Source organism: Sphingomonas rhizophila (assembly GCF_014396585.1).
Taxonomy (GTDB): Bacteria; Pseudomonadota; Alphaproteobacteria; order Sphingomonadales; family Sphingomonadaceae; genus Sphingomicrobium; species Sphingomicrobium rhizophilum.
The window spans coordinates 2,289,066-2,315,746 of the sequence record NZ_CP060717.1; the positions used below are offsets into that span (position 1 = coordinate 2,289,066).

Below are 26,681 nucleotides of genomic sequence, written 5' to 3' on the forward strand. Positions count from 1 at the left end.
AAGAAAATGCGTTCAATGCAGATTGCAGATTTCCTTGATTTCGATTCGATCCGCGTCGACCTGTCGGCGGGCAACAAGCGCAATGCGCTGAACCTGCTTGCCCAGGTCGCGGCGCAGCGTCTCGGCGTCGACCCGGCAACGATCGCCGATGCGATCGCGGAGCGCGAGCGGCTCGGTTCGACCGGCTTCGGCGGCGGGGTCGCCATCCCGCATGGCAAGCTGTCGGACATCGACCGGATCTACGGCATCGTCGCGCGCCTTGCGCAGCCGGTCGATTACAAGGCGATCGATGGTGAGAAGGTCGACCTGATTTTCCTTCTGCTTTCGCCGCCGGATGCCGGCGCGGAACATCTGAAGGCGCTTGCCGCCATCAGCCGGCTGGTGCGCAATGCAGCGACGGTCGAGAAGCTGCGCGGCGCCCGTTCGCGTGATGCGCTGGCGGCGGTGCTGATGGGGGCCGACGAACGCGATGCTGCCTGACGACGCGGCCTCGCCGCCGACCGGTCAGGAAGCGCATTTGCGCGCACTCGAAGCCCTCTACGAATCGGCGCCGGTCAACGGCCTGTTCGCTTCGGCACTCTCGCTTCCCGAAGCCGGTCAGTCGGTTATCGAGTTCGACGTCGTGCCGGACATGTTTCATGCCGCCGGCGCTGCCCATGGCACGGTCTATTTCAAGATGCTCGACGATGCCGCCTTCTATGCCGCGAACGGCCTGGTCAGCGACCGTTTCCTCCTCACCACCGCCTTCAACCTGCATTTTACCAAGCCGATGAAGACGGGCCAGGCGCGGGCGGAAGGACGCTGGGTCTCGGGTCGGCGCCGAGTCTTCGTAGCCGAGGCCAGGATCGTCGATTCGACCGGCGAGGAATGCGCTCGCGGCACCGGCACGTTTCTCCGCTCGCACATCGCGCTGTCGGGCCTGCCCGGCTACCGCGCCGCGGAATGAGCAGCGCTCGTCTTCCGGCAGGGCTGGAAGCGGCAGCGATCCGGCGTTCGGTCGAGGCGCTCGGCGGTCATGCGATGGTGCTGCACAAGGGCGATCCAGACCGCGGGCAGTTGATTCTGCTGGTTGGCGAGCGCGGGGCGCATCGCGCCATCCTGGAGAGGGCGCTTCAGCGGGGCGGCAATTATCATTGGACGCGGCGGGAATCGGCCCAAACACCGGACCCTGCCACGCTCGCGAAATTCATTGGCGAACGGACCCGCTTCGACCCCGACTTATGGTTAATTGAACTGGACGTCCCGGACGCTGAACGGTTCATCGCTGAAATGACTGCGTTCGGTTGACCCGGCGGAACGAAGTGTAAAAACGCGACCGTAACGACGAGCGGGGGGCACTTCCTGCGGCAATCCGGCCGCAACAGGGTGCCACGCAGACGGGGTATTTCTTCCGGCCGGAAGGTTCTTTCGACGAGCCTTCGACGCGTGCCGACGGGAAATACACTGCACGATCTTGGACTTTCATGACCTTTTCCATTCGCTCCACTTTGCTGGTGCTGACCGCATTGAGCGCGTCCGGTGTTGCTCCGGCCCAGGTTGCTCCTGGCTCAGAGCCGCTGTTGGCAAGTGAATCGAAGGAACTGCCGTCTTTGATCGTTCCCGCCATTCTCCCGCAGGCCGCCGAGCCGGCGATTGCTGTATTGCCGGTCGACCCGCTGAGTCCGAATGTTCCCGCCGCTGAAGACGAAACCGTCGAGGTGACTGCAACTGGCGACCTCCAGTCGATGGTCAGCCAGCTCCGGTCGAGCGACCCGGGTAACGCCGAGATGGAATGTCTGGCGGGTGCCATTTACTTCGAATCGAAGAGCGAATCGCTCAAAGGCCAATTGGCGGTCGGCCACGTCATCGCCAACCGCACCAAGTCGGGCCGATTCCCGTCCAGCTATTGCGGCGTGGTCTATCAGCGCAGCCAGTTCAGCTTCGTTCGTGGCCGTTCGATGCCGAACATCAACCGCTCCAGCATGCAGTGGAAGAACGCGGTCGCGGTCGCCAAGATCGTCGATCAGGAACTGCAGCCTGCGCCGATGCCCAAGGCGTTGTTTTTCCACGCCAAGCGCGTGTCGCCCGGCTGGCGCCTGGCGCGCGTCGGGACGCTCGGCAACCACGTCTTCTATCGTTAGGGCGCGCACCGCCGGCTTCTAGCGACGCTTCCTTTCGTCCACCTTTTGTTCTAACCGAGTCGGCATGGCTTCACTGCCCGTGCCCGACTGTTTCGCCGACCAGCCGCCGATCGCAGGGGAGGTCGCGCGCGGTGTCACCCGGCTGTTCTGCCGGCAGGACCTCTTCGCCATTTGCGAAGTGCCGCTGCCCAATGGCCGGCGCGCGGACATGATGGCGATCGATTCGAAGGGTCAATTGACCATCGTCGAAATCAAGGTCAGCCGGGCCGACCTGGTGGGCGACGGCAAGTGGACCGACTATCTCGAATATTGCGACCGCTTCTATTGGGCGGTGCCGCAGGCGCTGGCCTCAATCCTCGATGAGGATCGCTATTTGCCCGGTGAAGCGGGCCTGCTGGTGGCTGACCGCTATGATGCGGCCATCATCCGTGACGCCGCTCATCGGCCGTTGGCGCCCGCCCGGCGGAAAGCGGAATTGCTGCGCTTTGCCCGCCGTGCCGCGCGGCGGTTGTCGGCGCAGATCGACCCTACGCTCGGTTTCGGGAGTTAGCGCGCGGCCGGCTTGGCCGTTTCGATTAGGCGGAGCAATTCCCGCACACGATTGTCGCGCTTGGCATAGTCGCGGGCGCTGTATCCCGCCGCATGGTCGGCCTTGTCGGGGTTGGCGCCGGATTGCAGCAGACGCCGCACAAGCCTCGTGTTGCGATTCTGCACGGCGATGATCAGCGCCGTCTGGCCCTGGCGGTCGGTCCCATCAACCTTCGCGCCCACCCGAAGAAGCAGGTCGACGGCTTCCTCCCAGTTGAGATGGGTGGCGATGATCAGCGGCGTCTGGCCGTCGCGCGTCGCAAGGCTGGGGTCGGCCTTCTTGCTCAGCAGATAGCTTACGAACGGCATGTTGCGGTTCTTGACCGCCGCCGTCAGTGGCGTGGTCCCGTCAAAGCCACGGATGTTGATCATTCCAGCGGCTTCGCCTTCGGACAGCTGGACGACCTTGTTGGCGTCGCCTTCCTTGACCGCGGTCAACAGTGCTTCGCTGCTCGATCCCTGCTGGGCCGCCGTCGGCGTCGCTGCGACCAGCGCGACTGCCACCAATCCGATCATCCGCCGCATCTTGTCCCCCGGCTCCTTGCCGTTTGCGCTTGATTGCGCCGCCATGCCCGACCAAGGCTGGCGGTTCGATGAATAGCGCAAAACCCTTTTGGGAAAAGCCCTTGGCGTCGCTCGACACAGGCGAATGGGAAGCCTTGTGTGACGGCTGTGGACGATGCTGCCTCCACAAGCTGGAAGACGAGGACACCGGTCAGCTTCACCCGACCAATGTCGCCTGCAAGCTACTCGACCGTCGCATGGGGCAGTGCACCGACTACGCCAATCGAAAGAAGCTGGTGAGCGATTGCGTCAAGCTGGACCGTTCCAACCTCGACGGGCTGGAATGGCTGCCATCGACCTGTGCCTATCGTTTGCGATGGGAGGGCAAACCGCTGCCGGAATGGCATTACCTGGTTTCGGGCAGCCGCGAGACCGTGCACCAGGCGGGCCAGTCGACGCGCGGCTGGACGGTGAGCGAGGTCGATGCCGGTGATCTGGAATGGCACCTTGTCGATCGGCCGCTCTGAGCCGTTGCAGGTCGCCGGCCTTTCATGGCCGGTAGAACTCGTCGTCCATCCCCGCGCTCGCCGGCTTCGTCTCCGCCTCGATGAGCGACGCGGGACGCTGCGACTGACCTGTCCGCCGCGCACCAGCCGCCGACTCGCGCTCGACTGGGTGGCGAAACAATCCGGCTGGGTCGACCGCCAACTGGCCACATTGAGCCCAATGTCGACCTTGGAACCGGGGACAACAATCCCGCTCGACGGCGAGGCGGCTCGTCTGGAATGGCGCGAAGGGGCAACCCGAACTGTTCGACGCGAGCAGGGATTGCTGTGGTGCGGCGGGCCGCGTGATGGTTTCGAACGGCGCATCGCGCGGTGGCTTCACGCCGAGGCGCTTCGATTGCTATCTGCCGAGACCGCCGAGATTGCCCGGCGAGCTAACGTGACCGTATCGCGGGTCGCGATCGGCGACGCGAGCAGCCGCTGGGGCAGTTGTTCGTCCTCCGGGCAAATCCGCTACAACGTTCGCCTGCTGATGCTTCCGCCCGAAGTACGGCGCTTCATCGTCGCGCACGAGGTCGCTCACCGCCGACACATGGACCATGGCCGCGACTTCCACGCGCTGGAGGCGGAGTTGTTCGGCGGGCCGGTCGAGCCGGCGCGCTCAGCGCTCCGTCGGCTCGGGCCGGGGCTGAAGCGGATCCACCTGCCGCGGTAGGCGCGGATCGGGCTGTTGCTGGGGCTGCTGCTGAGGCTGCGGGGGTGGAGCAGGCGCCGGGACGGGTCGATTCAGGACGTCGTCGACCCATTGCTGGTCACGGCTCGGCGGCGGGCCATTCGGTGCGGGCTGGTACGGGTCGACGGGCGGCGGACCGGCACCGATCGGATTGCCGTTCTCGTCGACGAACATGGTCTCGTCAATCTCGTTGCCCCACACTTCCTCGTCCGGCTCCAGCTGCCAGTCGGGCATCGGCACGTCCGTCTGAAACTGTTCGACCGGGCGTCGGGCCACCGCGACGCGCATGAAATCGCGAAAGGCCCGTGCCGGTGCCGTGCCGCCCTGCAGGCCGCCAACCGGCCGGGCATCGTCACGGCCCATCCACACGCCGGTGGTAAGCCCGCTCGAAAAACCGATGAACCAGCCGTCCTTGTTCGAGGACGTGGTACCCGTCTTGCCCGCAACCGGTCGTCCGATCTGCGCGGCGCGGCCAGTGCCGGACAGGACAGCGGACTGCAGCAGATCAGTCATCCCGCAGCCACATAGGGCGCGACGAGGACTCGGCCTTCTTCGGGCTGATGGGTGTAGAGTAGTCGCCCGTCTGCGGTGACAACCTTGCGAATGGCATAAGGGGTGATGCTAACCCCGCCGTTGCTGACCGATGCGAACGCCTTCGTCATATCCAGAAGGCGAACCTCGCTGCTGCCGAGGACCATCGACGGGTAGGTCGAAATGGGGCTGGAAATGCCAAAGCGGCGCGCCATGTCGGCGATGGTGCCGAACCCGACTTGGGCGCCGATTTGCGCGCTGATGGTGTTGATCGAGCGGGAGAAGGCCTCACGCATCGACACCGGCCCGGCATAGGTTCTGGTCGAATTGCGTGGGGTCCAGCCGTCGACCGTGAACGGCTTGTCCTCCAGCATGTCGGTCGGCTTCATTCCCGATTCGAGCGCGGCGAGATAGACGAACAGCTTCCACGACGATCCCGGTTGTCGCTGCGCTTGGGTCGCGCGGTTGTAGATCGACGTGACATAGTCGCGCCCCCCGACCATTGCCCTGACAGCGCCATCGCGGTCGATCGACACCAGTGCGCCCTGCGCCATCCGCGGCGCATTGGCGTTGATGGCGCGGTCGGCCGCGGCCTGCATCCCGGGGTCGAGCGTCGTCCATACGTCGATCGGATCGCTGGTCTCGTCGATCAGCATGTCGAGTTGCGGAAGCGCCCAGTCGGTGAAGTAGCGGACGCTGTTCTGCTTGGCCGGGACCTGCACCCGGATGGTGGCCGCATCGACCGACGCGGCGGCGTCGCGACTGATGAAGCCATTGTCGGCCATCGATTTCAACACGACCCCAGCGCGGCCGCGCGCTGCCTCGACGTCGGCGGTCGGCGAATAGTTCGATGGCGCCTTGACCAGCCCGGCGATGATCGCTGCCTCGCCAAGGCTGAGGTGGTCCGCGCCATGCCCGAAGAAGGTGTTGCTGGCGGCATCGATGCCATAGGCGCCACCGCCGAAGTAAACGCGGTTGAGGTAGAGCTCGAGGATTTGGTTCTTCGAGAATTTGCGCTCGATCGCCAGGGCCAGAATCGCCTCGCGGATCTTGCGTCCGAAGGTGCGGCTGTTGGTGAGGAAGATGTTGCGCGCCAGCTGCTGCGTGATGGTCGATCCGCCCTGCCGCCAGCGGCCCTGTTCCAGGCGCACCTTGAACGAACGGGCCACGCCGATCGGATCGACGCCGATGTGGCTGCGGAAACGCTTGTCCTCGACGGAAATCATCGCGCTTCGCATCGTCGCGGGGATTTCTTCGTAGCGGAGCCAGCGGCCGAAGCTCGGGCCCAGTGCGACTAGGATGGTGCCGTCGGCGGCGCGAACCCGGATGCGCTGGCCAAGGTCGGTGCGCTTCTGGAGTTGCGAATATTCCGGCAACGAGGCCATCGCCACGGCAACGGAGATGCCAAGGACGATGAGGCCAAGCGCAGCGAGGGCGAGCCCCCAGCGAATGGCCTTGCCGAAGAAGCCGCGGCCGGCGGAGGGCGTGGGGGAACGAGCCATCAAGGCCTGAGGGTTATTCGTTCATCTGCCAGCCGACAAGGGGCGCGGCTCAACGCTGGTCGTTGTCCTTAGCCGCTTCGTCGTCCTGCCTGGCGTCGAACGCCAGCGAGGCGGAGTTGATGCAATAGCGGAGGCCGTCAGGTCCCGGGCCGTCCGGGAAGACGTGGCCCAAGTGTCCCTCGCACCTCGCGCAGCGCACTTCGGTGCGTTCCATGCCGTGGCTGTGGTCCTGCTTTTCCTCGACCGCGGCCTCGCTCGCCGGCGCGGTGAAGCTTGGCCAGCCCGAACCGCTGTCATATTTGGTGGCACTGTCGAACAGGTCCGCGCCGCATGCCGCGCAGCGATAGCGGCCCTTTTCCTTGTTGTGGAGCAGGGCGCCGCTGCCGGGCGGCTCGGTGCCGGCCTGCCGCAGGATTCGAAACTGTTCGGGGGTCAGCCGCGCCTGCCATTCGGCGTCGCTGCGCTTGTCGGCCATACGCTCCTCCTTCAAGACAATGCCAAGGGTGAAAACCGCGTTAACCCTGTTTTCACGCCTGCCCAATACCCCTTACGCCATGGTCGGCCGTCTTCGCGCCCTGATGCCGTTACTCGCGCTCTGCGCGAGCGGTCTGGTCGTGCCTGCCGCCGCAGCGGCGCAGTGCCGCCTGTGCTCGACGCCGACCACGACGCCGGATTCGGCGGGCTCCTCGGACAAGCCGATTCGGCTGGAAGTGGTGTCGACCATCGACTTCGATCGCCTGATCCTTACTGGTCCGGGCTTCGGAAGCGCCCTGCTCCGGCCGGACGGTACGACCGCAGCGACTGGCGCCGTCGCCCCGCTTGGCGCCCGGTCGGTCGCCGGGGAAATCTCGATTCGCGGCGAACCGGGACGGGCCATCCGCGTCGACCTCCCGCGGTCGATCGAACTCTACGGTCTCAGGGGCGGCACGATCCGGATCGAATCGATTCAGAGTGATCTGCCCGACTTCCCCGAACTCGATTCTGCCGGCACGCTGAAGATCCGAATCGGAGGGGAGCTTCGGGTCAGCGGCGAGTTCGACGGCGATTTTCGCGGCGATATTCCGGTGCTGGTCGACTACCTCTGAGGTCTTCCACGCGGCTCCACAGGGTCAACCGCGAAAGTGAATCATCCGGTAACCATAAGCCTGAGCAAAGCCGTAAGCCGTTGCGGTTAATGCCACGGTACGGATGACGGGCCGACCGGTTCGACAGCCGAATAGTTTTGGGAACCTGTGGGGAATTTTTTGACCATGACCAACTTTTTCAACAAGGCCGCACTGGCCGCGACCGTCGCCGCTTCGGCCCTGGCCGCGACGCCGGCGCTTGCTGCTCCGGTAAGCGCCGACGGCACCGCGACGGTGAAGATCTATTCGCCGCTGACGATCGAAGCGCCCACCGCCACTGACGCGGTCGTCGATTTCGGCATCCTCGTCGGCACGTTCGGCACCCGTGCCTCGCATGACTTCATCATCGATGCCTCGGCCGCACCGACCCCCGCCGACGTCTGCGGCGCGGCGACGACCTGGAACTGCAGCGGCACGCCGCACCGCGCCCGGTACGACATCACCGGTTCGGTCGATTCGAGCGTCAACGTCTCGTTCGCCGCCGACACGATCGACCTCGTCCGCGTCGGTGGCAGTGCGGGCGTCCCGGCCGACGTCGTCCCGCTCCAGCTGACTCTGTCGGACACCACCGATTCGAACGGTGACGGCACGGCCGACGTCCTTCTCGCCGGCGGCGCCGCGACGGTTTTTGTCGGCGGTACCCTGGGTGTCGACGCCGCGAACGTTGACGGTGTCTACAGCGGCACCTTCACGATCAGCGCCGACTACCAGTAAGTCGGACCCCACATAGCGCCGCCCTCAGCGGCGCGGTTCGAAGGGCGGGAAGCTTAATGTTTCCCGCCCTTTCTTTTTGCCCGCGTCGCAAAAGTTAAATGTCCGCTAACCATGTCTCCGAAGCGGATGGAAAGGATCTTAGGGTTAACAGCGCGGTGACCTTGTTCGCGAACCACGCGCGGACAGGACGGGAGATTGAACCGTGAAAAATTCCATCCGCCTGCTCGCCTCGATCGCCGCCGTTTCGGTCACGATGGCCTTGCCGGTTGCCGCCAAGGCCGCGACCGCCAACGCGACGGTCAATGCCAAGATCGTCAAGCCGCTGGTGCTGACCGGTGGCGGCACGATAGCCATCGGTACGCTGATCACGCCGAGCACCGCGACCTTCAGCAACACCTTCACCATCCAGCCCGCCGCGACTCAGACCGGCACCTACTGCCAGACGGGGTTCACCTGCTCGGGGACGCCGACGGCGGCCATGTTCAACCTCCAGGGCACGAACAACACGCCGCTCAACCTCACGATCCCGCTGACCGTGACACTGACAAATACCAGCTGGACCGGGGGCGGCGCGGCGCCGACGTTGACGATGACGACCAGCAATAGCCTAGCCGCCAACAACGCCAGCGGCGTTTATGTAACCCAGCTTCCAAACTCGGGTTTCCCGGGTACCAACTACTATGTGGGAGGTTCGTTGACGATCACTCAGGCGACGGAAGCAGGTAGCTATTCCGGCACCTTTACGGTGACCGCCGACTACCAATAAGCCCGGTCATTCAGCTCGACCGGCAAGGGGGCGGTTGGCATGTGCCGGCCGCCCCACTTTTTTGCTGATCTCGCGGCGATGGTTAGCCGGTTGATAACCATTTTGGACCAACATTCCTTCAAAGCCGCCCGGTCGGCGGCGCCCTGGAGAATGTCATGTCCTTTTCGCCTTTCGTTCGTGCCCTGGCGCTCGGCGCCGTCACCATTGCGACCGCGACGTCTCAACCGGCGCGCGCCGGTGTCGGCGACCTGCTGGTCGCGCCGACGCGCATCATCCTGAACGGCGGCCGAGGAACGGAAATCATCCTGAAGAACATCGGCGACGCTACCGCGACTTATCGCGTGTCCGCCGAACTTCGCCGGATGACTCCCGAAGGAGTGCTGGTCGAGGTCACGAATCCCAGCGCCGACGAAAAGGCGGCGCAGGACATGGTGGTGTTCGCGCCCCGCAAGGTCACCCTGCCACCCAACAGCCCGCAGGCCGTCCGGGTTTCGGCGCGCGCGCCGCAAGGCCTGCCCGACGGGGAGTACCGTATCCACTTGCTGTTCCGTGCCATTCCGGATCCGACGCCGGTGACGGCGCCGACCCAGGCGTCGGGCCTCGCCTTCAAGCTGATCCCGGTCTACGGCGTCACCATTCCCGTCATCGTTCGCCTCGGCAGCCTCGAGGCCAAGGCAGGAATCGCCGACGTCCAGTTCGAGCAGGACAAGGGCAGGAAGCTCGTCACGCTACAGTTGACCCGCAACGGTACCCGCTCGACCTATGGCGAAGTCCGGGTGATCAAGCCGGGCGTCAAGGATCCGGTTGCGGTTCTGAAGGGCGTCGCGGTCTATAAGGAATTGTCGACCCGCAAGGTCTCGGTCCCGGTGTCCGCCGACTACAAGGGGCCGATCGCCGGTCCGGTCACGGTGCAATATTATGAAGTGACCGACAACGGCGCGACTCTCGCCGCCGAAACCAGCGCGACGCTCCGCTAGGACGGACGCGCGGGGGCGATCCGATGCAGTTCTGGCGGCGCGCATGGGGCAAGGCCCTGGCCGTGCTGGCGTTGGCCAGCGTCGGGGCCGGCTTGCCTGCCTCCTCGCCGGTCAACGACGGCTGGACCGCCGATCCGGAAGAACAATATCTGCTCGACGTGTCGATCCGCCACCTGTCGCTGGGGGATGGCGTCCGCGCCTACGCGACCCCGCAGGGCACCTGCGTCGTGTTCGGCGACTTCCTCACCGCTCTCGACGTGCCGATGAAGATCGACCTCCAATCGCACAAAGCCAGCGGCTGGGCATTCCGCCAGGACAACAGCATCAGCATCGACACCGCGACGAGAACGGCCGAAATCAAAGGCAAACGCGAAGCATTTGCAACAACCGACGTTCGCGAGGTCCCGGAAGGGTGGTGCGTCTCGACCGAAGCGCTGGCACGCTGGTTCTCGATTGGAGTCCGACCGGACCGTTCGGTGTCGATGCTGGTTCTCGAAGCGAAGGACAAGCTGCCCGTCGAACTCGCGATGGAGCGCCGCAATCGCGCCGCAAGTCTGAAGCGGACGGCGGCGGTCGACCTTTCCGGCATACCCCATGTCCGGCTTCCCTATCGCATGTGGCGTGCCCCGGCGTTGGAGTTCATCGTCAATGCCGGCGTCACTTATCGCGCCCATGGCGGGGCCAAAGTCGACCGGTCCGCCTCGGTCTATGCCGCGGGCGAAGTCGCCGCGATGAGCTATACCGCCGCCATCCAGAGCGACTTGGCGGGCTTGCCCACGTCGGTCCGCGCCACCCTGTTCCGGTCTGACCCCGATGCAGGCCTGCTCGGCCCCTTGCAAGCGACCCATGCGGCAGTTGGCGATGTCGAGGGACTCGCCTCCGCTTTCGGCGGGGGCAGCGGGACCGGTCGCGGCGCGGTCCTCACCAACCGCCCGCTGACCCACCCGGGAACGTTCGACCGAACGGAATTCACCGGCGAGCTCCAGCCCGGTTGGGATGCTGAACTCTATCGCAACGGTGCATTGCTCGGCTTCGATGACGGATCGTCCAGCGACGGCCGCTATCATTTTCGCGATGTCGAGATGCTCTATGGCGACAACGAGTTCGAGATCGTCCTCTACGGCCCGCAAGGCCAGGTGCTTCGGCGGCACGAAGCGGTCAACGTCGGCCGCGACAATGTGCCGCCAGGCAAACTCTGGTACTGGGCCGGTGTTCGCCAGCCCGGACTCGACCTGATCGATTTCCAGAAAAAGGAAGATCCGCCGCCCGGCACGGCGGCGGCTGTTTCCAACAAGGCGCCGGAACTTAGCCTCGACGTCCAGTATGGCGTCGACGATCGCACGTCTGTCGGGGCGCTGATCCGCTCGTCCATGATTCAGGACGAGCGGGTGACTTTCCTTGAAGGCTCGGTTCGAAGGTCGCTGGGAAGCGCGCTGGTCGAAGTCGGCGGAGCGCTCGACACGAATGGCCGCCTCGCCGCTCGCGCTCAGGTCGCGACCAAGGTGGGCGCCGTGAACATCAACGCCGCATCCTTCTACACCAATGGCTTTGGCGCCGCTCGATTGGGGACGGGCACGGAGAAAGCCTTGCGAAGCGAGCACCGGCTCGGCGTGTCGGCCCCGGTCAAGCTTGGCGCCGTGGCGATCCCGATCGGCGCCGACGTCAGGCTACTCAACCGCATCGATGGCACCAGCGCGCTCGATGCCAGCACCCGTCTCGGCGCCCAGATCGGTCGATTCAACCTGTCGACCGAAACTCATTACCAGCGCGAGTTGAAAGCCGTGGCCGCAGATGGCGACATTGCACGCGAACGGCTGGACACGATGCTGATCGGAACCGCCCGGATCGGCCGGGTGCGCCTGCGCGGTACCTCGCGATGGGACATCAAGCCCGAAGCGCGCTTCCGCAACGCCGAGATCACCGCCAACTGGTCAGCCGGCGATCGCGCTGATTGGGAAGCGGGAGTCGCGTACGAGGCTGACCTCAGCAGGGTGCGCGGACGGGTAAGCCACGTCCGCCGGTTCGACCTGATGAACGTCGCGCTGACCGGCGAGGTCGCCAGCGACCGTTCGGTCGCCGCGGGGATCAGCCTCAGCTTCTCGATGGACCCGTTCCGCGGCAATTTCCGGCCAACCAGCGACAAGCTGGCCAGCACCGGGGCGGTACGCGCCCGCGTCTTCGAGGACCTCAATGAAAATGGCGTCCGTGACGACGGCGAGCCGGTCGCGGTCAAGGCGATGATAACCACCGGCACCCGCCCGATCGACCGATCGACCGATTCGAAGGGCGAACTCACGGTCGGTGGGCTGCCGCCCTTCGTTCCGGTCGCCATCGGCATTGACCAGACCAGCCTGGACAACCCTGCGCTGACACCGGCGAAACCCGCCCAACTGATCGTTCCGCGCCCGGGCGTTCCTGCGACGGTCGATATCGCGCTGGTCGGGGCGGATCGATCGAAGGCATCGCGGTTCACGAGGATCATCGCGAGTATGAGGGGCTGGACATCGAGCTGCTCGATGAAGCCGGCCAGGTGATCGCGATAACCCGCTCCGACCTCGACGGCTATTTCCTATTCGAACGCGTCAAATACGGCCGCTACACCCTGCGCCTTGCTGCTGCCACGGCCGAAGCGATCAATGCACCGCGCGACCTAGCCACCAGAGCAATCGTCGGGCGCGATCGCCCCGTCGTTAGGCTTGGCATGGTGAAGGTCATCCCGGCGCCACGCCTGGCATCGGCCCAGTAGCAAAAGTCGTCTCGCACGACGTTTCGGGTTTCGGGCCACGCCCGACTGGGCGCTTCGGCAAAAAGTGGTGCGGTCGAGAAGACTCGAACTTCCACGGCCTTTCGGCCACAACGACCTCAACGTTGCGCGTCTACCAGTTCCGCCACGACCGCACTCGTGAAATAGCCGCGGACAAGCTGCCCACGGCTCTGGCAAGGCGCGGCCTCTAGCAAAGCGATATCGCCTGCGCAACGGGCGAAAACCTGTCCATCCTCGGGACAGTGGTAAATGGGTCGTTTACCTTCTCGCCGCACCGTGCGTAGTCGGACGCATGGGCGCCCTTTCGCTCCTGCTGCTTTCAACTGCCGCGGCAACGTCGGCGCCGTCACCGCGCCCCGCGGTCACCGCACACGGCACTGCCGCTGTGACCATCGTCACGCCCGCCCTGATCGGGGCTGCCTACGGCCCGCCGGCCGCAATGATGACGGCGCGCGATGCAACGGTCGCGCTTCCCGGTGGTGGAAGCACGGTCATCCGCCTCTACGAATTCGAATGATCAGCTCTTCGCGCCGCCCAGCGTAACGGTCAGTTCGTCGCCGCCCTCGGGAATGTCGACTTCGGCGCTGTTGAAATTGGCGCTGCCCCGCGGCGGGAGCGACGCGGCCGGCGGGGCGATGGTCCACTCATAGACCAGCTTCCGGGTCGCCTTGTTGCGCAGCGAGGCGCGGATCGGCGGTACCGTCTGGGTTTCGTCGGTCGGATTGATGACCCGACCACTGATCGCCAGCAGTTCGTTGCCGCTCGCCAGCTTCTGGCGGTCGCTGGTCGTCAGCATCACCTCCAGCGGCGTCGTTCCGGCGCCCGCCATCCCGACACGAGATTTCAGCTCGGCCGGCGCCAGGAACCAGAAGGCAGCCACGGCAGCGGCGACCAGCAGCAGGACGACCACGGCCGTTCGCAATCCGCGGCCTGTCCGCTCTTCCTCGAACTGCGGGATGGCGAAGTCCTCGGCGTCCTCGCTCGTCGATAGCGGCTCGTAGGCGGGCTCGTAGGACTGTTCGACCGGAACGGCAGCGACCGGGTCGCTTTCGGTGTCGACCTGCTCATACAGACGCTGGTCCGGCTCCACGGCCGGTTCGCGATAATCAGCGACACCCTGGTCGCCAGCCACCTCCGCAGGGAGATCGGCGACCGGCGGCTCGTCCGGTAGGTCGGGATTGCTTTGCGGCGGGCCGCCCAACTCCTCGTCGACGGGCGGCGCATCGACATGGAATTGTCCGGCGTTCCCTTCAGGGGCCGGCGTCATGACGTCACGTTCCGCCGGCTGCGCCATTTCGTCGGGACCGGGCTCGTGCCAGCTGTGCTTGCACGATGCGCAACGGACCTGTCGCCCGCCCGGTGGGATCGCCCCGTCCTTGACCACATATTTGGTGTCACACTCGGGACAGGTCAGGATCATGGGCTTCGAATATCCTCCCGAGGGGCGTTAATGCGGGTAAACAGCAACGCGCCCGCCTTGGCAAGGCAGCGCACGCTGTGCGACAGCTTGGGCAGGACAAGCGGGAGCGTAGGCGCTGGAAACGATCGTCGAGTTCGACCGGGTGGGGTTGCGTTACGGTACGGGAGGGGAGGTGCTTCGCGACCTCGACTTCCGGCTGGCCAAGGGCGGATTCTATTTTCTGACCGGCGCGTCGGGTGCGGGCAAGACGTCCCTCCTGAAGCTGCTTTATCTGGCTCAGCGCCCGTCGAGAGGCCGCATCCGGCTATTCGGCGAGGAAATGTCCGACGCCCCGCGTGAGGAGATGCCCGCTCACCGCCGCCGCATCGGGGTGGTTTTCCAGGACTTCCGGCTGGTCAAGCATCTGTCGGCGTTCGACAACGTCGCGCTGCCCCTGCGCGTCGCGGGCCGAAGCGAGGCCGAACTCGAAGGGCCGGTTCGTGAAATGCTCGCGTGGGTCGGTCTCGCCGACCGCGCCAGCGCCCGTCCTCCGACCCTGTCGGGGGTGAGCAGCAGCGCGTGGCGATTGCCCGCGCGGTCATCGGCCAGCCCGACATTCTCGTCGCGGACGAGCCCACGGGCAACGTCGATGCGGCCATGGCGCAACGGATCCTCAGCCTCCTGACCGGTCTCAATCGCCTCGGAACGACCGTCATCGTCGCTACCCACGACCTCGGTCTCATCACCGCGACCCCGGGCGCGCAGCTTATCCGGCTAGAGAACGGCAACCTTGTCGATCCGACCGGGGCCTTGCGTAACCCGCCGGTCGCACGCCAATTCCGGGATGTCGCGTCATGATCGAGCGGTTGCTCGGTACGCCATACGAGCGGCGCCTGCTCGGCGGTGGTCGCTTCTCCGGGCCGACCGCCTGGCTGATTGCGATCATGATGTTCGTGATGCTCAGCGTCGCAGCCGCGGGCCTGGCCCTTGCCGGCAGTGCCCGGCTGGTCAGCGAGGGTGTCGCTCGTCGTCACATGGCGCAGATCACCGACGGCCGTTCGACCGGGGCTGCCGCGGTTGCGGCACTCCGCGCCGCCCCTGGCGTCGTCAGTGTGACGCCGGTGCCGGAAGCGGAGTTGCGCCGGACGCTGGAACGCTGGCTTGGCCCGTCCGCGCGCGATCCGGACGCCGCGCTGCCAATACCGGTCCTGATCGATGTCGAACTCGCGCCCGGTGCCGCGGTGCAGCCGGTCGCTGCCGCCTTGAAGCGCGCCGTGCCGCAGGCCGAACTCATCAGCAACAGCGGTCGGCTCGGCCCGATGCTTCGCGCCGTCAATTCACTGGCCTGGCTGTCGGCGGCGATCGTCGCGCTGGTCGCCCTGGCAACGGCCTCGGCGGTCGTGCTGGCGACGCGCAGCGCGCTCGCCGCGCATCGCGCCACGATCGAGGTCATGCACGGGATTGGCGCCACCGATGAACAGATCACGCGGCTGTTCCAGAGAAAGATCGCGGTTGACGCGCTCGCCGGCGGCCTTGCCGGCGCCCTTGCGGCGGGGATTGCCCTGCTGCTGATTTCGGCGGGCAGCCTTGCCAGCGCCGGGGAATGGACCGGCGGGCGGTTGCTCGGCACGCTCGACCTGACCCTGCTCGCGTTGCTGCCGTTTATCGGCGCGGCGCTGGCGACCGTGGTGGCGCGGCGAACCATTCTCCATTCGCTTCGGGCCAGCCTGTGATCGCCCGCGCCGCCGCCTTCCTGCTGCTGCTCTACGGACTCGGCTTCGCCTTGTTCAGCGTAACGCTCGCCGCGCCGGCGGAGGCGGACGCACCCAAGACGCAGGCGATTGTCGTTATTACCGGTGGGCCGGGCCGGATCGAGCGCGGCATAGAACTCATGGCCAAGGGAAAGGCAAAGCGCATGTTGATCGCCGGCGCCGACCCGTCGGTGACCAAGGACGACCTCGTCCGCCGCATCGGTGGCAAGCGCAAGCTGTTCCGCTGCTGCGTCGATCTTGGCTCGGAGTCAGTCGATACGCGGTCGAACGCGGAAGAGGCCCGCCGCTGGCTCACCAAGCACGGCTACACATCGCTTCGGCTGGTCACCAGCGACTGGCACATGCGCCGCGCCGAATATGAATTCCGGCATGCGCTGGACAAAAAAATCGTCATCGTCCCGGACGCCGTCCGGACGGAGCCCGGGCTGATGACCCTTTTCGCCGAGTATAACAAATACCTGCTTCGGCGGCTCAGCGTGGGTCTGGATATCTGATGGCGGTTCTTCGCTCGCTCCTGTTCGCATTGATCTTCTATCCGGGGACACTGCTGTTCGTGCTGGCGATCATGGCGGCCACCCCTTTCGGTGACGCCCCGGTCCGGCGCCTCGTTCACGGCTGGGCGCTGTTCCACTATTGGCTGGTTCGGAAAATCCTTGCGATCCGCTTTGAATGGGACGGAGAAATCCCGCCCGGCCCGTTCCTGATCGCCGCCAAGCACGAAGCGATGGTCGAAGCGGTCGACACGCTCCGCTTCGCCCGGCTGCCGGTCGTGGTGATGAAGCGCGAACTGTCGGAAATGCCGCTGTGGGGCCGCGCGGCGCGGCAGTATGGGGTGATTGGCGTCGATCGGGACGCCGGCGCCAAGGCGCTGCGGGAGATGATGGGACAGGCGCGGGCCGCCGCGGCGCAGGGCCGGCCGGTGATCATCTTCCCGGAAGGCACCCGCGTTCCCACCGGCACCGCGCCCCCGCTTCGCCCGGGGTTCGCCGGCCTCTACCGAGCGCTCGGGCTTCCGGTGGTGCCGGTCGCGCTGGACAGCGGCCGGGTCTGGCCCCGGGGATTCGTGAAGAAAAGTGGCGTCATCCGCTTCAAGGTGGGCGAACCGATACCGGCAGGCCTGAAGCGCGAAGACATCGAACGACGCGTCCACGCCGCGATCAACGCCCTGAACTAGGTTGCACAATGCAACCCGTGCCGTAGGATCGCGGCATGAACATCTACGACGACGTTAGCGGCATCGAACAATTGCGCGCGATGATGGCGGCGGGGGAAGGCCCCGGCATCGCTCATTCCCTCCACTTCGTCCTGACAGAAGTCGACGACGGCCGTGCGGTGTTCGAAAGCACACCCGGCGCGTTCGCTACCAACCCGATCGGCACGATCCACGGCGGCTATGCGGCAACCTTGCTCGACAGCGCCTGTGGCTGCGCGGTCCACACCAAGCTGGCGGCGGGGCAAGGCTACACGACGTTGGAGCTGAAGGTCGCCTATCACCGCGCGATGACGGTCGATTCCGGTCCGGTCCGCGCGGTAGGCGAAGTGGTAAGCTTCGGACGTCGCGCTGCTTTCTCCGAGGCGAAGCTGCTCGATGCTCGAGACCGCCTGATCGCCAGCGCCACCTCGACGCTGCTGGTCTTCGACCGTCCGCGCTAGGCGCGCAGCGTCGCGCCCAGTTTGGCGGCGGCGGCGATGATCCGCTGCCCGATCTCGGCGATCTCGGCCTCGGTGAAGCTCTTCTCGCCCGGTTGCAGCACGACCTCGACTGCCAGGCTGAGCCCGGCGTCGCCTTCGAACCGGTCGAAGATGCGCGCGCCGACGATGGCCTGCTTGTCTGCGCCGCGAACGGCCCGCACCAAGGCATCCGCCTGCAGGTCGGCGGGGACGATGAAGGCAAAGTCGCGAGTGACGGGCTGAAGCAGTGGCGGCGCATAGGGCGGGCGGCTGTGGCCCGAGCTGCGCGATGCCGGAATCGCGTCGAGATAGATTTCGGCTGCCACCGTTCCGGCCGGCAGGTCGAGCGCCTTGGCCACCCGCGGATGAAGTTCGCCGAAATCGGAAAGGATGGTCTTCGGGCCCAACCCGAACCGCGCCGACCGCCCCGGGTGCCACGCTTCGCCCGCACCCATCGTAAGCGTCAGGTTGGCGACCGGAGCCCCGGCAGCCTCCAGCAGCGCCAGCACCTCGGCCTTGGCATCGAACGCATCGAACCGCTCGGCTTTGCCCGACTGCCAGTTGCGCGGGTTGCGGTCGCCCGACAGCATCACGGCAAGGGTCGAATGCTCGCCGTCGGCCAGATAGCGGCGGCCAAGCTCGAATAGCCGCACGCTGCCCGCGCCGCGATCGGCATTGCGTCGCGCTGCGGCCGCCAGGCCGGGCAACAGCGACGGACGCATATGTTTCATGTCCTCGCTGATCGGGTTGGCGACGACCTTCGGAGCGCCCCGAACAACGCCGCCTGCGCCTCGGGGATGAAACTCCACGTAACCGCCTCGTCGAGGCCGCGCGCGGCGGCAGCGCGGCGAGCGCGACGCTCGGCCAGCTGGGACCGGGTAGCGGTCGGACGCGCCACTCCGTCTGCGCGAGGCAAGGCGGTCGACGGGACGGCATCGTATCCGACGATGCGGGTGACTTCCTCGACCAGGTCGGCAGGGCCGTCGATATCGCGGCGCCAGGTTGGCGCGACTGCGTCATCGCCTTCGAAGGTGAAACCAAGCCTTTCCAGGATGGCGCGTTGCTCCGCCTCGGGCACGTCGACACCACCCAGTCGCTTGGTTCGTGCCGGGTCGAAGCGCACATGCTTTCGCCCGAGCGGCGCCTCACCGGCGCGCGTCACGCGGCTCGCTTCACCGCCACAGATGTCGAGGATGAGACCGGTCAGGATCGCCAATCCATCGTCGAGGAAGGCCGGATCGACCCCGCGCTCGAAGCGGCTGCGCGCGTCACTGGTCAGGCCCAGTGCCTGTCCGGTGCGGGCGATATTGTCAGGGGTGAAATAGGCGATTTCCAGCAGCGTTTCGGTCGTGTCGGCGCCGACACCCGAATGTTCGCCGCCCATGATGCCGCCGATGTCGTGCACCGCCCGATCATCGGCGATCACGGTCATCGCCGGGGTCAGCGCGAATTCCTTCTCGTTCAATGCGACGACGGTCTCGCCCTCGCGAGCGCGGCGCGCCACGACCGTGCCCGACAGCGTCTTGACGTCATAGGCGTGCGCCGGCCGGCCGAGGTCGAGCATGACGTAATTGGTGATGTCGACCAGAGCCGAGATCGGTCGCTGTCCCGCCGACCGCAGCCGCTGCTGCATCCAGTCGGGGCTGGCGCCGTTGGTCAGCCCGCGAACGGTACGACCGTAAAAGGCCGGGCAACCGTCGGGATCCTCGATGCGGATCTCGATCGGGTTGTCGAAACTGCCGTCGATCGCGGGAACGTCCAGCGGCTTCAACGTGCCATGGCCGGCGGCGGCAAGGTCGCGGGCGATGCCGCGAACGCCCATGCAATCCTGCCGGTTGGGCGTGATCGCCACGTCGAATACCGCATCGTCCAGCCCGGCATAGTCGGCGAAGCTCGTACCGACCGGCGCGTCGACCGCCAGTTCGATGATCCCGTCATGGTCGTCGCCCAGCTGGAGCTCGCGCGTGGAGCACATCATGCCGTTGCTTTCGACGCCGCGGATCGCCGCCTTCTTCAGCGTGATGTCGCTTCCGGGCACATAGGTGCCCGGCCCGCCGAACACGCCGACCAGGCCGGCGCGGGCGTTGGGGGCGCCGCAAACGACCTGCAGCGGCTGGCCGTCCCCAGTGTCGACGGTCAGCACCTGCAGCTTTTCGGCCTGCGGATGACGCTCGGCAGTCAGCACCCGGGCGACGCGGAACGGCTTTAGCGCTTCGGCGGGATTGTCGACGCCCTCGACCTCCAGACCGATCTTGGTCATCGCTTCGGCGATCGCCTGGGCGTCGAGCGTAGTGTCGAGGTGCTGCTTCAGCCAGCTTAGCGAGAACTTCATGCGCCGACTCCCCCGACAGCGTGGGGACGTCGAGGAAGCGGAACCCGTAATGCTTCATCCAGCGCAGGTCGCCGTCGAAGAAGGCGCGCAGATCGTCCATGCCGTATTTCAACATCGCCAACCGGTCGACGCCGGTGCCGAAGGCGAAGCCCTGCCACTCGTCGGGGTCGAGCCCGCAATTGGCGATCACCTTGGGGTGGACCATGCCGCTGCCCAGCACCTCCAGCCAGCCGTCGGACCCGCCGACCACGCGGCGGCCTTTTTCGTAGCTCCAGCCGACATCGACTTCCGCCGACGGCTCAGTGAACGGGAAATAGGACGGGCGCAGGCGAAGGACGACGTCGTCGCGCTCGAAGAACGCCTTAAGGAATGTTTCGAGTGTCCACTTGAGGTGGCCAAGATGGATGCCCCGATCGATCACCAGCCCCTCGATCTGGTGGAACATCGGCGTGTGCGTCGCGTCGCTGTCGCTGCGATAGACGCGGCCCGGGGCGATGATGCGGATTGGCGGCGGCATGGTCTGCATCGTCCGGATCTGGACCGGCGAGGTGTGCGTGCGCAGGACCATCGGTCGCTCATGCTCACCCTCGATGTAGAACGTGTCCATCATCGCCCGCGCCGGGTGAGTCTCGGGAATGTTGAGCGCGGTGAAATTGTGCCAGTCGTCCTCGATCTCCGGCCCTTCGGCGACGGCAAAGCCCATGTCGGCGAAGATTTCGGCCAGCTCGTCCATCACCTGGCTGACCGGGTGGATCGACCCCTTCGGCGTCTCACGGGCCGGCAGCGACAGGTCGACCCGCTCGGTCGCCAGCCGCTGCTCCAGCTCGGCCGCTTCCAGGGCCGCCTTGCGGTCGGCCAGTGCGGTGCTGACCGCTTCACGCGCGCCGTGGATGGCGGGACCGCGCGTCGTGCGCTCTTCCGGCGACAGCGCCCCATTGTCTTCAGCAGCGCGCTGATCTCGCCCGACTTGCCAAGCGCGCCGACGCGCAGCGTTTCCAGCGCGCCGAGGTCGGGCGCTTCGGCGATCTTGCGGGTCCAGCTTTCGGCCAGGGCTTGGGGGTCGACACTCATGGGAATGGGCCTTTGCCAAGGCCGGCCGCCAAAAGCAAAGGCTTCAACCGGCGAAGAAGGGGTAGGGGCTGATCGTCTTGCGGTCGGCGCTGACGGTCAGCGCGCGTCCGGCCGGCGCGGTGGCGCGAAACGGGCATTGCACGCGCGGGCAGATCGAGCAGGCTGGTCCCACCGGCGTTACCGGCGGATCGGCAAGATTGAGGCCATCGGCGCACGACAGCCGGTGGGCATGGCGAATGTCGCAGCCCAGCCCGATCGCCAGTAATCCGCCCGACAGGCCGGTCGGGATTGGCCGGTCGATCGTTCGCGACACGGTGAAGTATCGCTGGCCGTCCGGCGTCTCGATGATCTGTGTCACCACCTGCCCTGCGGTCTGGAACGCGGCGTGGAGGTTCCAGCGCGGGCAAGTGCCGCCGTAGCGAGAGAAGGGGAAATTCTCGCCGGCATAGCGCTTGCTGATGTTCCCGGCCGGATCGACGCGCAGCATGAAAAAGGGGACTCCGCGCGCGTTCGGGCGGTTCATCGTCGTCAGCCGGTGGGCGACCTGCTCGACATTGGCGCCATATTCGCCGCACAGCTTGTCGATCGAATAGCGATACTCCTCGGTGCTGGCGAGGAAGCGGCCATAGGGCATGATGATCGCCCCGGCCGCATAGTTGGCCAGGCTGACCAGCAACAGGTTGCGCGATCCCTGGTCGGGCGGCGCGGCGTCGTCGACCATCCGTTTCAGGATCGGGCCGAATTCGATCAACGCCAACTGGTATGCAAGACCGAACGTCCGGTTCTCCGACCGCAACAGCGACGATAGCGACAACCGCTTGCGCTCGGTATCGAACACCTGGCTGGCCTCGCCGAGCTGTGACGACGGCACGATCGTGGCGGTGATGCCGAATGCGTCCTTGAGGCGGCGGCGGAGCGGCTCGGCCAGCGAAAGCCCGTCGTGCATCGCCCCACCGACGGTCTCCGCGCAATCCTCCAGTTCGGGGAAATGGTTGCGCTGGGCCTGGATATAGTCGCGCACCCAGGCTTCCGGCGTGACCATCGTCCGGGCGTCGCCATTGCCCTCGATGCCGGGCCGGCGGGTGTCGTTCAGCGCTTCGTAGAGCCGGGCGATGGCGTCGGCGACCGACGGCGCGTTGCTCGCGATCTCGACCAGTTCATAGCGGGGAATGTTGAGGTCGGCGAACAGGCTGTCGGCGAAGATTTCGCCCAGATGCTCGGGCCCGGTTCGCTCAGCACTCGGCGCTGCGAAGCTGTTGAGGTCGACGTCGAACGTCGCCGCCAACCGTACCAGAACGCCGGCGCTGACCGGCCGCTGGTTGCGCTCGAGATGGTTGAGATAGGACGGCGATACGCCCAGCGCCGATGCCATCGCGCTCTGGGTCATGCCCCGGTCGCGGCGGAGTCGACGTAACCGTGTCCCCAAGAAGAGTTTCTGCGCCCCCACCGCTACAATTTGTCATGACTTCACAAAAACGACAAGTCACATCGCGACAAGGCGTCTCTAATTGCCATTCTCGAGGTCTCTGGCGACAGGCAGCCTTGCGGTCACATTCTTCTGCCGGAGTCGATTCGATGACCGATTTTCAAACCCTGATCCCAGCGCCCCAGGACCGTTTCGAGGGCATCGAGCGCAACTACACCGCCGCCGAGGTGGAGGCGCTCCGCGGATCGGTCGCGATCGAACATACGCTGGCGCGCCGCGGTGCTGAAAAGCTGTGGCGGCTGCTTCATCGCGAAGAACCGGTCCGGGCGCTGGGTGCGCTGACCGGCAATCAGGCGATGCAGATGGTCCGTGCCGGGCTCGACGCCATCTACCTCTCCGGCTGGCAGGTCGCCGCCGACGCCAACACGGCCGGCGCGATGTATCCCGACCAGTCGCTCTATCCGGCCAATGCCGGCCCGGAATTGGCGCGGCGCATCAACCGCACGCTGCAGCGCGCCGACCAGATCGAACATAGCGAGGGCGGGGCGGAGCGTGACTGGTTCGTCCCGATCGTCGCCGACGCCGAAGCCGGCTTCGGCGGGCCCTTGAACTGCTTCGAGATCATGAAGGCCTATATCGAGGCGGGCGCCGCCGCGGTTCATTTTGAGGACCAGCTGGCGTCGGAAAAGAAGTGCGGCCACCTCGGCGGCAAGGTGCTGATCCCTACCCAGGCGCACATCCGCAACCTGCAGGCCGCGCGCCTCGCCGCCGACGTGTCGGGTGTCCCGACACTGATCGTCGCCCGCACTGACGCGGAAAGCGCCAAGCTCATCACCTCCGACGTCGACGGGCGCGACCATCAATTCCTGACCGGCGAGCGCACCCCCGAAGGCTTTTTCCGCCTCAAGGACGGCACCGGTCTCGACCATTGCATCGCCCGCGGCCTGGCCTTCGCGCCGCACGCCGACCTGCTGTGGTGGGAAACCAGCCACCCGGACCTCAACGACGCGCGCAAGTTCGCCGAAGCGGTCCACGCGCAATATCCGGGCAAGCTGCTCGCCTACAATTGCTCGCCCAGCTTTAACTGGGAGGCCAAGCTCGACAAGGACACCATCGCCAAGTTCCAGCGTGAGCTGGGCGCGATGGGCTACAAGTTCCAGTTCGTCACCCTGGCCGGCTTCCACAGCCTCAACCACGCCATGTTCGAACTGGCCAGCGGCTACCGCGATCATGGCATGGCCGCCTACTCGCGTCTCCAGCAGGCCGAGTTCGCATCGGAAGCCAACGGCTACACCGCGACCCGTCACCAGCGCGAAGTCGGCACCGGCTATTTCGACCGCGTCGCGATGGCGCTGTCGGGCGGGGACAGCTCGACCACCGCGCTCGCCGCTTCAACCGAAACCCAGCAATTCGAAGCGGCCTGATTCGCAGGAAAGGATAGCACCATGACTCAGCGTTATTGGGTAATCGGCGGCGAGTATCGCGACTGCGAATTCGCCCAGCTCGTGCCGGGCACGGAGCAGATTCACGGTCCGTTCGGCGACGAAGGCAAGGCGCGCCGCGAATGGACGCGCCTGACCTTTCGCGACCAGTGCCCGGCCACGCGCCGCTACGCCATCGCGTCGGAGCCGATGGCCCGATGAGCGACGCCCTCGACCGACCGCGGACGGAGGTCGCGCCGAGCGGCATCGCGCGAGCCAACGAGGTGCTGACCCCGGCAGCACTCGACCTGGTGGCGGACCTCCACCGCCATTTCGATGTCCGGCGCCGCGCGCTGCTCGACGATCGCGACAAGCGCCAGGCGCGCTACGCCGCCGGCCATCGCCCTGATTTCCGGGAAGATACGCGTGCCATCCGTGAGGGGGGCTGGCGCATCGGCCCGATCCCCGACGACCTCACCGATCGCCGGGTCGAGATCACCGGACCGACCAACGCCAAGATGGTCATCAATGCGCTCAACAGCGGCGCGCGGGTGTTCATGGCCGACTTTGAGGATGCCACCGCGCCGCGCTGGGATGAACTCCTCCAGGGCCAGGTCAATCTCAAGGACCGCTGGACCGGCCGCCTCGCCTTCACCGATCCCGATACCGGCAAGGACTATCGCCTTAATGGCACGCCCGCCGTCCTAATCGTCCGCCCGCGCGGCCTGCACCTGCCCGAAGCGCATGTCTCCGTCGACGGCGAAGCGGTCGCCGGCGCTTTCTTCGACGCCGCCATCTATTGCTGCCACTCGGCGCATGCCGCGCTTGCCAACGGCAGCGGCCCCTATTTCTACCTGCCCAAACTCGAAAGCATGGAAGAAGCCGCGCTGTGGAGCGACGTGCTCGGCTTTATCGAGGAACGGCTTCGGCTGCGCCACGGCACCATCAAGGTCACCGTGCTGATCGAAACCCTGCCGGCCGCCTTCGAGATGGACGAAATTCTCCATGCGCTGAAGGATCATATCGTCGGCCTCAACTGCGGCCGCTGGGACTACATCTTTTCGGCGATCAAGCGGATCGGCGATTCGCCCGACTGGCTGACGCCCGACCGCTCGGCGATGACGATGGATAAGGCCTTCCTCGCCGCCTACTCGATCCGACTCGTGGCGACCTGCCACCGCCGCGGTGCCTTCGCCATGGGCGGGATGGCGGCGTTCATCCCGGTCAAGGGCGACGAAGCGGCCAACGCCGCCGCCTTCGCCAAGGTCCGCGCCGACAAGGACCGCGAGGTACGCAATGGGCACGACGGCACCTGGGTCGCGCATCCGGCGCTGGTGCCGGTAGCGATGGAGGCCTTCGGCGGGCTAAGCGGCCCCAACCAGCTGGACGTCATGCCCGAAACGCTTCCTGATCGCGAGGCGATGCTCGAGCTGCATGACGGACCGCGCACCGAATCTGGCGTGCGCGAAAATATCCGGGTCGCGGCGCAATATATCGCGGCGTGGCTCGGTGGGCGCGGCGCGGTGCCGCTCTACAATTTGATGGAGGATGCCGCGACGGCGGAAATCTGCCGCGCCCAGCTTTGGCAGTGGCTGAAGTATGAAGCGCCGATCTGCGACGGCCGCCATCTGACCCGCGACCTGTTCGAACATTGGTTCCAGGAGGAAATCCAGGCGCTCGGGGACCTGCCGCACCTCGCAGAAGCCTCGAAGCTGCTTTACCAGCTCGTAACCTGGAAGCGTTTCGAAGAGTTCCTGACCCTTCCGGGCTACCGCCTGCTGCACTAGGCTGCCCGGCGAAGGAGTCGCCGATGCCCCAGCCGTGGCCTGCGTTCGACGTCGCGCGTGATCACCCGACGCTGCATCTACTTCACCTTGCCAGCCAGATGCTGGGCAAGATGCGGGTCGCCCACTCGACCTGGACCAACCACGGCTGGAATGTCACGCTGCATCCGGTCGCGGAAGGCCTGGCGATCGAACCGATCGTCATCAACGGCCTCGCCTTCACGCTCACGCTGGACCTGTGCCGTCACGCCATCGTGCTCAGCGCCGCTGACGGTGAGCGCGACATCCTGCCGCTCGACCTCGGCAGCGTCGCCGCACTGCATCGCAACTTGATCGCCATGCTGGACGCGCATGGCTTCCCGTCGACCTTCAACGGCCTCCCGAATGAAATCGAGGGCGCAGTGCCCTTCGCCGAGGACACCGCGCCGCGCGACTATCGACCGGACACTGCGGAACGGCTTCACGCCGCCTTGATGCTGATCGAACCGGTCTTTGAACGCTTTCGCGCCGGCTTCGCCGGCAAGTGCAGCCCGGTGCACTTCTTCTGGGGCAGCTTCGACCTCGCCGTCACCCGCTTCTCGGGCAACCGCGCTCCGACGCATCCCGGCGGCGTCCCCGGCCTGCCCGACCGCATCACTCACGAAGCTTATAGTCACGAGGTGTCCAGCGCGGGCTTCTGGCCCGGTGGTGCCATCGCGGCAGAGCCGATCTTCTACAGCTACGCCTACCCCGAACCGGACGGTTTCCGCGCCCGACCGGTCGCGCCGGATGCGGCGCTGTTCGACGGGCAGCTCGGCGAGTTCGTCCTGCCCTACGATGCGGTCAGGACGGCGAAACATCCGGAGGCGGCGCTGATGGCATTCCTCGAATCGACCTACGCGGCGGCGGCGGACCTCGCCGGCTGGGACCGCCCGTCGCTGGAACGCGACCCGGTCGCGCCATAGAAAAAGGGCGCCGCCGTTGCCGGCCGCGCCCT

26 protein-coding genes, 1 tRNA gene and 4 pseudogenes are annotated in these 26,681 nt (G+C 66.1%); 23 read left to right on the forward strand and 8 right to left on the reverse strand.

From position 1 onward, the window contains the following. Positions 1-15 precede the first annotated feature (15 nt). The 5 genes from H9L12_RS11700 to H9L12_RS11720 all read left to right on the forward strand — a co-directional run bounded on the left by H9L12_RS11700 (position 16) and on the right by H9L12_RS11720 (position 2,670). Entirely contained in the window at positions 16-480 is a 465-nt protein-coding gene (locus tag H9L12_RS11700) for a PTS sugar transporter subunit IIA (protein WP_187541876.1), read from the forward strand. Continuing rightward, positions 470-946, forward strand: coding sequence for a PaaI family thioesterase (locus H9L12_RS11705; RefSeq protein WP_187541877.1), 477 nt, complete (start codon positions 470-472; stop codon positions 944-946). Before H9L12_RS11700 ends, H9L12_RS11705 begins: the two co-directional genes overlap by 11 nt. Continuing rightward, on the forward strand, positions 943-1,287 hold the full coding sequence (locus H9L12_RS11710) for a DUF1491 family protein (RefSeq protein ID WP_187541878.1): 345 nt from the start codon (positions 943-945) through the stop codon (positions 1,285-1,287). The genes H9L12_RS11705 and H9L12_RS11710 overlap by 4 nt, the downstream gene beginning before the upstream one ends. 302 nt (positions 1,288-1,589) lie before the next feature. Next, positions 1,590-2,120, forward strand: a complete 531-nt coding sequence (locus H9L12_RS11715; protein ID WP_246450397.1) for a cell wall hydrolase — start codon at positions 1,590-1,592, stop codon at positions 2,118-2,120. A gap of 64 nt (positions 2,121-2,184) precedes the next feature. Next, a complete protein-coding gene (locus tag H9L12_RS11720) occupies positions 2,185-2,670 on the forward strand; it encodes an MmcB family DNA repair protein (protein WP_187541880.1) in 486 nt (161 codons plus the stop codon). Here H9L12_RS11720 and H9L12_RS11725 read toward each other — a convergent pair. Beyond that, positions 2,667-3,233 carry an ankyrin repeat domain-containing protein gene (locus H9L12_RS11725; RefSeq protein ID WP_187541881.1) on the reverse strand — a complete coding sequence of 189 codons (567 nt, stop codon included), beginning with the start codon at positions 3,231-3,233 and terminating at the stop codon, positions 2,667-2,669. The genes H9L12_RS11720 and H9L12_RS11725 overlap by 4 nt on opposite strands. Before the next feature lie 68 nt (positions 3,234-3,301). Here H9L12_RS11725 and H9L12_RS11730 point away from each other — a divergent pair, with 68 nt between their 5' ends. Both H9L12_RS11730 and H9L12_RS11735 read left to right on the forward strand, forming a co-directional pair. After that, positions 3,302-3,739, forward strand: coding sequence for a YcgN family cysteine cluster protein (locus H9L12_RS11730; protein ID WP_187541882.1), 438 nt, complete (start codon positions 3,302-3,304; stop codon positions 3,737-3,739). Further along, complete coding sequence (locus tag H9L12_RS11735; RefSeq protein WP_187541883.1) at positions 3,696-4,433, forward strand: M48 family metallopeptidase; 738 nt, start codon at positions 3,696-3,698, stop codon at positions 4,431-4,433. Before H9L12_RS11730 ends, H9L12_RS11735 begins: the two co-directional genes overlap by 44 nt. Here H9L12_RS11735 and H9L12_RS11740 read toward each other — a convergent pair. Both H9L12_RS11740 and msrB read right to left on the reverse strand, forming a co-directional pair. Further along, positions 4,380-6,484: pseudogene (locus tag H9L12_RS11740) on the reverse strand (transglycosylase domain-containing protein). The gene H9L12_RS11735 and the pseudogene H9L12_RS11740 sit on opposite strands and share 54 nt — an antisense overlap. 49 nt (positions 6,485-6,533) lie before the next feature. Beyond that, on the reverse strand, positions 6,534-6,959 hold the full coding sequence (gene msrB, locus H9L12_RS11745) for a peptide-methionine (R)-S-oxide reductase MsrB (RefSeq protein WP_187541884.1): 426 nt from the start codon (positions 6,957-6,959) through the stop codon (positions 6,534-6,536). A gap of 28 nt (positions 6,960-6,987) precedes the next feature. On the opposite strand from msrB, the gene H9L12_RS11750 reads away from it, so the two are divergent. The 6 genes from H9L12_RS11750 to H9L12_RS11775 all read left to right on the forward strand — a co-directional run bounded on the left by H9L12_RS11750 (position 6,988) and on the right by H9L12_RS11775 (position 12,811). Beyond that, positions 6,988-7,569, forward strand: a complete 582-nt coding sequence (locus H9L12_RS11750) for a DUF4402 domain-containing protein (protein ID WP_187541885.1) — start codon at positions 6,988-6,990, stop codon at positions 7,567-7,569. A 165-nt stretch (positions 7,570-7,734) separates the two neighbouring features. Then, positions 7,735-8,322, forward strand: coding sequence for a DUF4402 domain-containing protein (locus H9L12_RS11755; protein WP_187541886.1), 588 nt, complete (start codon positions 7,735-7,737; stop codon positions 8,320-8,322). Between the two features lie 202 nt (positions 8,323-8,524). Further along, on the forward strand, positions 8,525-9,088 hold the full coding sequence (locus H9L12_RS11760; protein ID WP_187541887.1) for a DUF4402 domain-containing protein: 564 nt from the start codon (positions 8,525-8,527) through the stop codon (positions 9,086-9,088). Positions 9,089-9,243: 155 nt separating this feature from the next. Further along, a complete protein-coding gene (locus tag H9L12_RS11765; RefSeq protein WP_187541888.1) occupies positions 9,244-10,065 on the forward strand; it encodes a fimbrial biogenesis chaperone in 822 nt (273 codons plus the stop codon). A gap of 23 nt (positions 10,066-10,088) precedes the next feature. After that, positions 10,089-12,599, forward strand: coding sequence for a hypothetical protein (locus H9L12_RS11770; protein ID WP_187541889.1), 2,511 nt, complete (start codon positions 10,089-10,091; stop codon positions 12,597-12,599). Continuing rightward, complete coding sequence (locus H9L12_RS11775; protein ID WP_187541890.1) at positions 12,596-12,811, forward strand: peptidase associated/transthyretin-like domain-containing protein; 216 nt, start codon at positions 12,596-12,598, stop codon at positions 12,809-12,811. Before H9L12_RS11770 ends, H9L12_RS11775 begins: the two co-directional genes overlap by 4 nt. 65 nt (positions 12,812-12,876) lie before the next feature. On the opposite strand, the gene H9L12_RS11780 is transcribed toward H9L12_RS11775, so the two are convergent. Next, positions 12,877-12,963 (reverse strand) — tRNA-Leu (locus tag H9L12_RS11780). Positions 12,964-13,121: 158 nt separating this feature from the next. Here H9L12_RS11780 and H9L12_RS11785 point away from each other — a divergent pair. Then, positions 13,122-13,346, forward strand: a complete 225-nt coding sequence (locus H9L12_RS11785; protein ID WP_187541891.1) for a hypothetical protein — start codon at positions 13,122-13,124, stop codon at positions 13,344-13,346. Here H9L12_RS11785 and H9L12_RS11790 read toward each other — a convergent pair whose 3' ends face one another. Next, positions 13,347-14,249: a zinc-ribbon domain-containing protein gene (locus tag H9L12_RS11790; RefSeq protein WP_187541892.1), complete on the reverse strand. Its 903-nt coding sequence runs from the start codon at positions 14,247-14,249 to the stop codon at positions 13,347-13,349. It lies immediately after the preceding gene. Positions 14,250-14,364: 115 nt separating this feature from the next. Here H9L12_RS11790 and ftsE point away from each other — a divergent pair. The 5 genes and pseudogenes from ftsE to H9L12_RS11815 all read left to right on the forward strand — a co-directional run bounded on the left by ftsE (position 14,365) and on the right by H9L12_RS11815 (position 17,653). After that, positions 14,365-15,086 (forward strand): annotated as a pseudogene (gene ftsE, locus H9L12_RS11795) (cell division ATP-binding protein FtsE). Continuing rightward, positions 15,083-15,961, forward strand: coding sequence for a cell division FtsX domain-containing protein (locus H9L12_RS11800; RefSeq protein ID WP_187541893.1), 879 nt, complete (start codon positions 15,083-15,085; stop codon positions 15,959-15,961). The pseudogene ftsE and the gene H9L12_RS11800 overlap by 4 nt, the downstream one beginning before the upstream one ends. Continuing rightward, positions 15,958-16,494: a YdcF family protein gene (locus H9L12_RS11805; RefSeq protein ID WP_187541894.1), complete on the forward strand. Its 537-nt coding sequence runs from the start codon at positions 15,958-15,960 to the stop codon at positions 16,492-16,494. Before H9L12_RS11800 ends, H9L12_RS11805 begins: the two co-directional genes overlap by 4 nt. After that, on the forward strand, positions 16,491-17,174 hold the full coding sequence (locus H9L12_RS11810; protein ID WP_223177174.1) for a lysophospholipid acyltransferase family protein: 684 nt from the start codon (positions 16,491-16,493) through the stop codon (positions 17,172-17,174). Before H9L12_RS11805 ends, H9L12_RS11810 begins: the two co-directional genes overlap by 4 nt. A gap of 35 nt (positions 17,175-17,209) precedes the next feature. Continuing rightward, entirely contained in the window at positions 17,210-17,653 is a 444-nt protein-coding gene (locus H9L12_RS11815; protein ID WP_187541896.1) for a PaaI family thioesterase, read from the forward strand. Here H9L12_RS11815 and pheT read toward each other — a convergent pair. The 3 genes and pseudogenes from pheT to H9L12_RS11830 form a co-directional block, all read right to left on the reverse strand. Next, positions 17,650-20,003: pseudogene (gene pheT / locus H9L12_RS11820) on the reverse strand (phenylalanine--tRNA ligase subunit beta). The gene H9L12_RS11815 and the pseudogene pheT sit on opposite strands and share 4 nt — an antisense overlap. Positions 20,004-20,013: 10 nt before the next feature. Continuing rightward, positions 20,014-21,074: pseudogene (gene pheS, locus H9L12_RS11825) on the reverse strand (phenylalanine--tRNA ligase subunit alpha); the annotation flags it as partial. A gap of 43 nt (positions 21,075-21,117) precedes the next feature. Next, the gene (locus H9L12_RS11830) at positions 21,118-22,461 is read right to left on the reverse strand and encodes a helix-turn-helix domain-containing protein (protein WP_187541897.1); all 1,344 of its coding nucleotides are present in this window, start codon (positions 22,459-22,461) and stop codon (positions 21,118-21,120) included. 188 nt (positions 22,462-22,649) lie between these two features. Here H9L12_RS11830 and aceA point away from each other — a divergent pair, with 188 nt between their 5' ends. Genes aceA through H9L12_RS11850 form a run of 4 tightly spaced genes read left to right on the forward strand, consistent with a single transcriptional unit; the run spans position 22,650 to position 26,649 of the window. After that, positions 22,650-23,924, forward strand: a complete 1,275-nt coding sequence (gene aceA, locus H9L12_RS11835) for an isocitrate lyase (RefSeq protein WP_187541898.1) — start codon at positions 22,650-22,652, stop codon at positions 23,922-23,924. 21 nt (positions 23,925-23,945) lie between these two features. Further along, entirely contained in the window at positions 23,946-24,143 is a 198-nt protein-coding gene (locus H9L12_RS11840; RefSeq protein ID WP_187541899.1) for a DUF4170 domain-containing protein, read from the forward strand. After that, the gene (aceB, locus tag H9L12_RS11845) at positions 24,140-25,708 is read left to right on the forward strand and encodes a malate synthase A (protein ID WP_187541900.1); all 1,569 of its coding nucleotides are present in this window, start codon (positions 24,140-24,142) and stop codon (positions 25,706-25,708) included. Before H9L12_RS11840 ends, aceB begins: the two co-directional genes overlap by 4 nt. A 23-nt stretch (positions 25,709-25,731) precedes the next feature. Next, on the forward strand, positions 25,732-26,649 hold the full coding sequence (locus tag H9L12_RS11850) for a DUF5996 family protein (RefSeq protein WP_187541901.1): 918 nt from the start codon (positions 25,732-25,734) through the stop codon (positions 26,647-26,649). Positions 26,650-26,681: the final 32 nt, after the last annotated feature.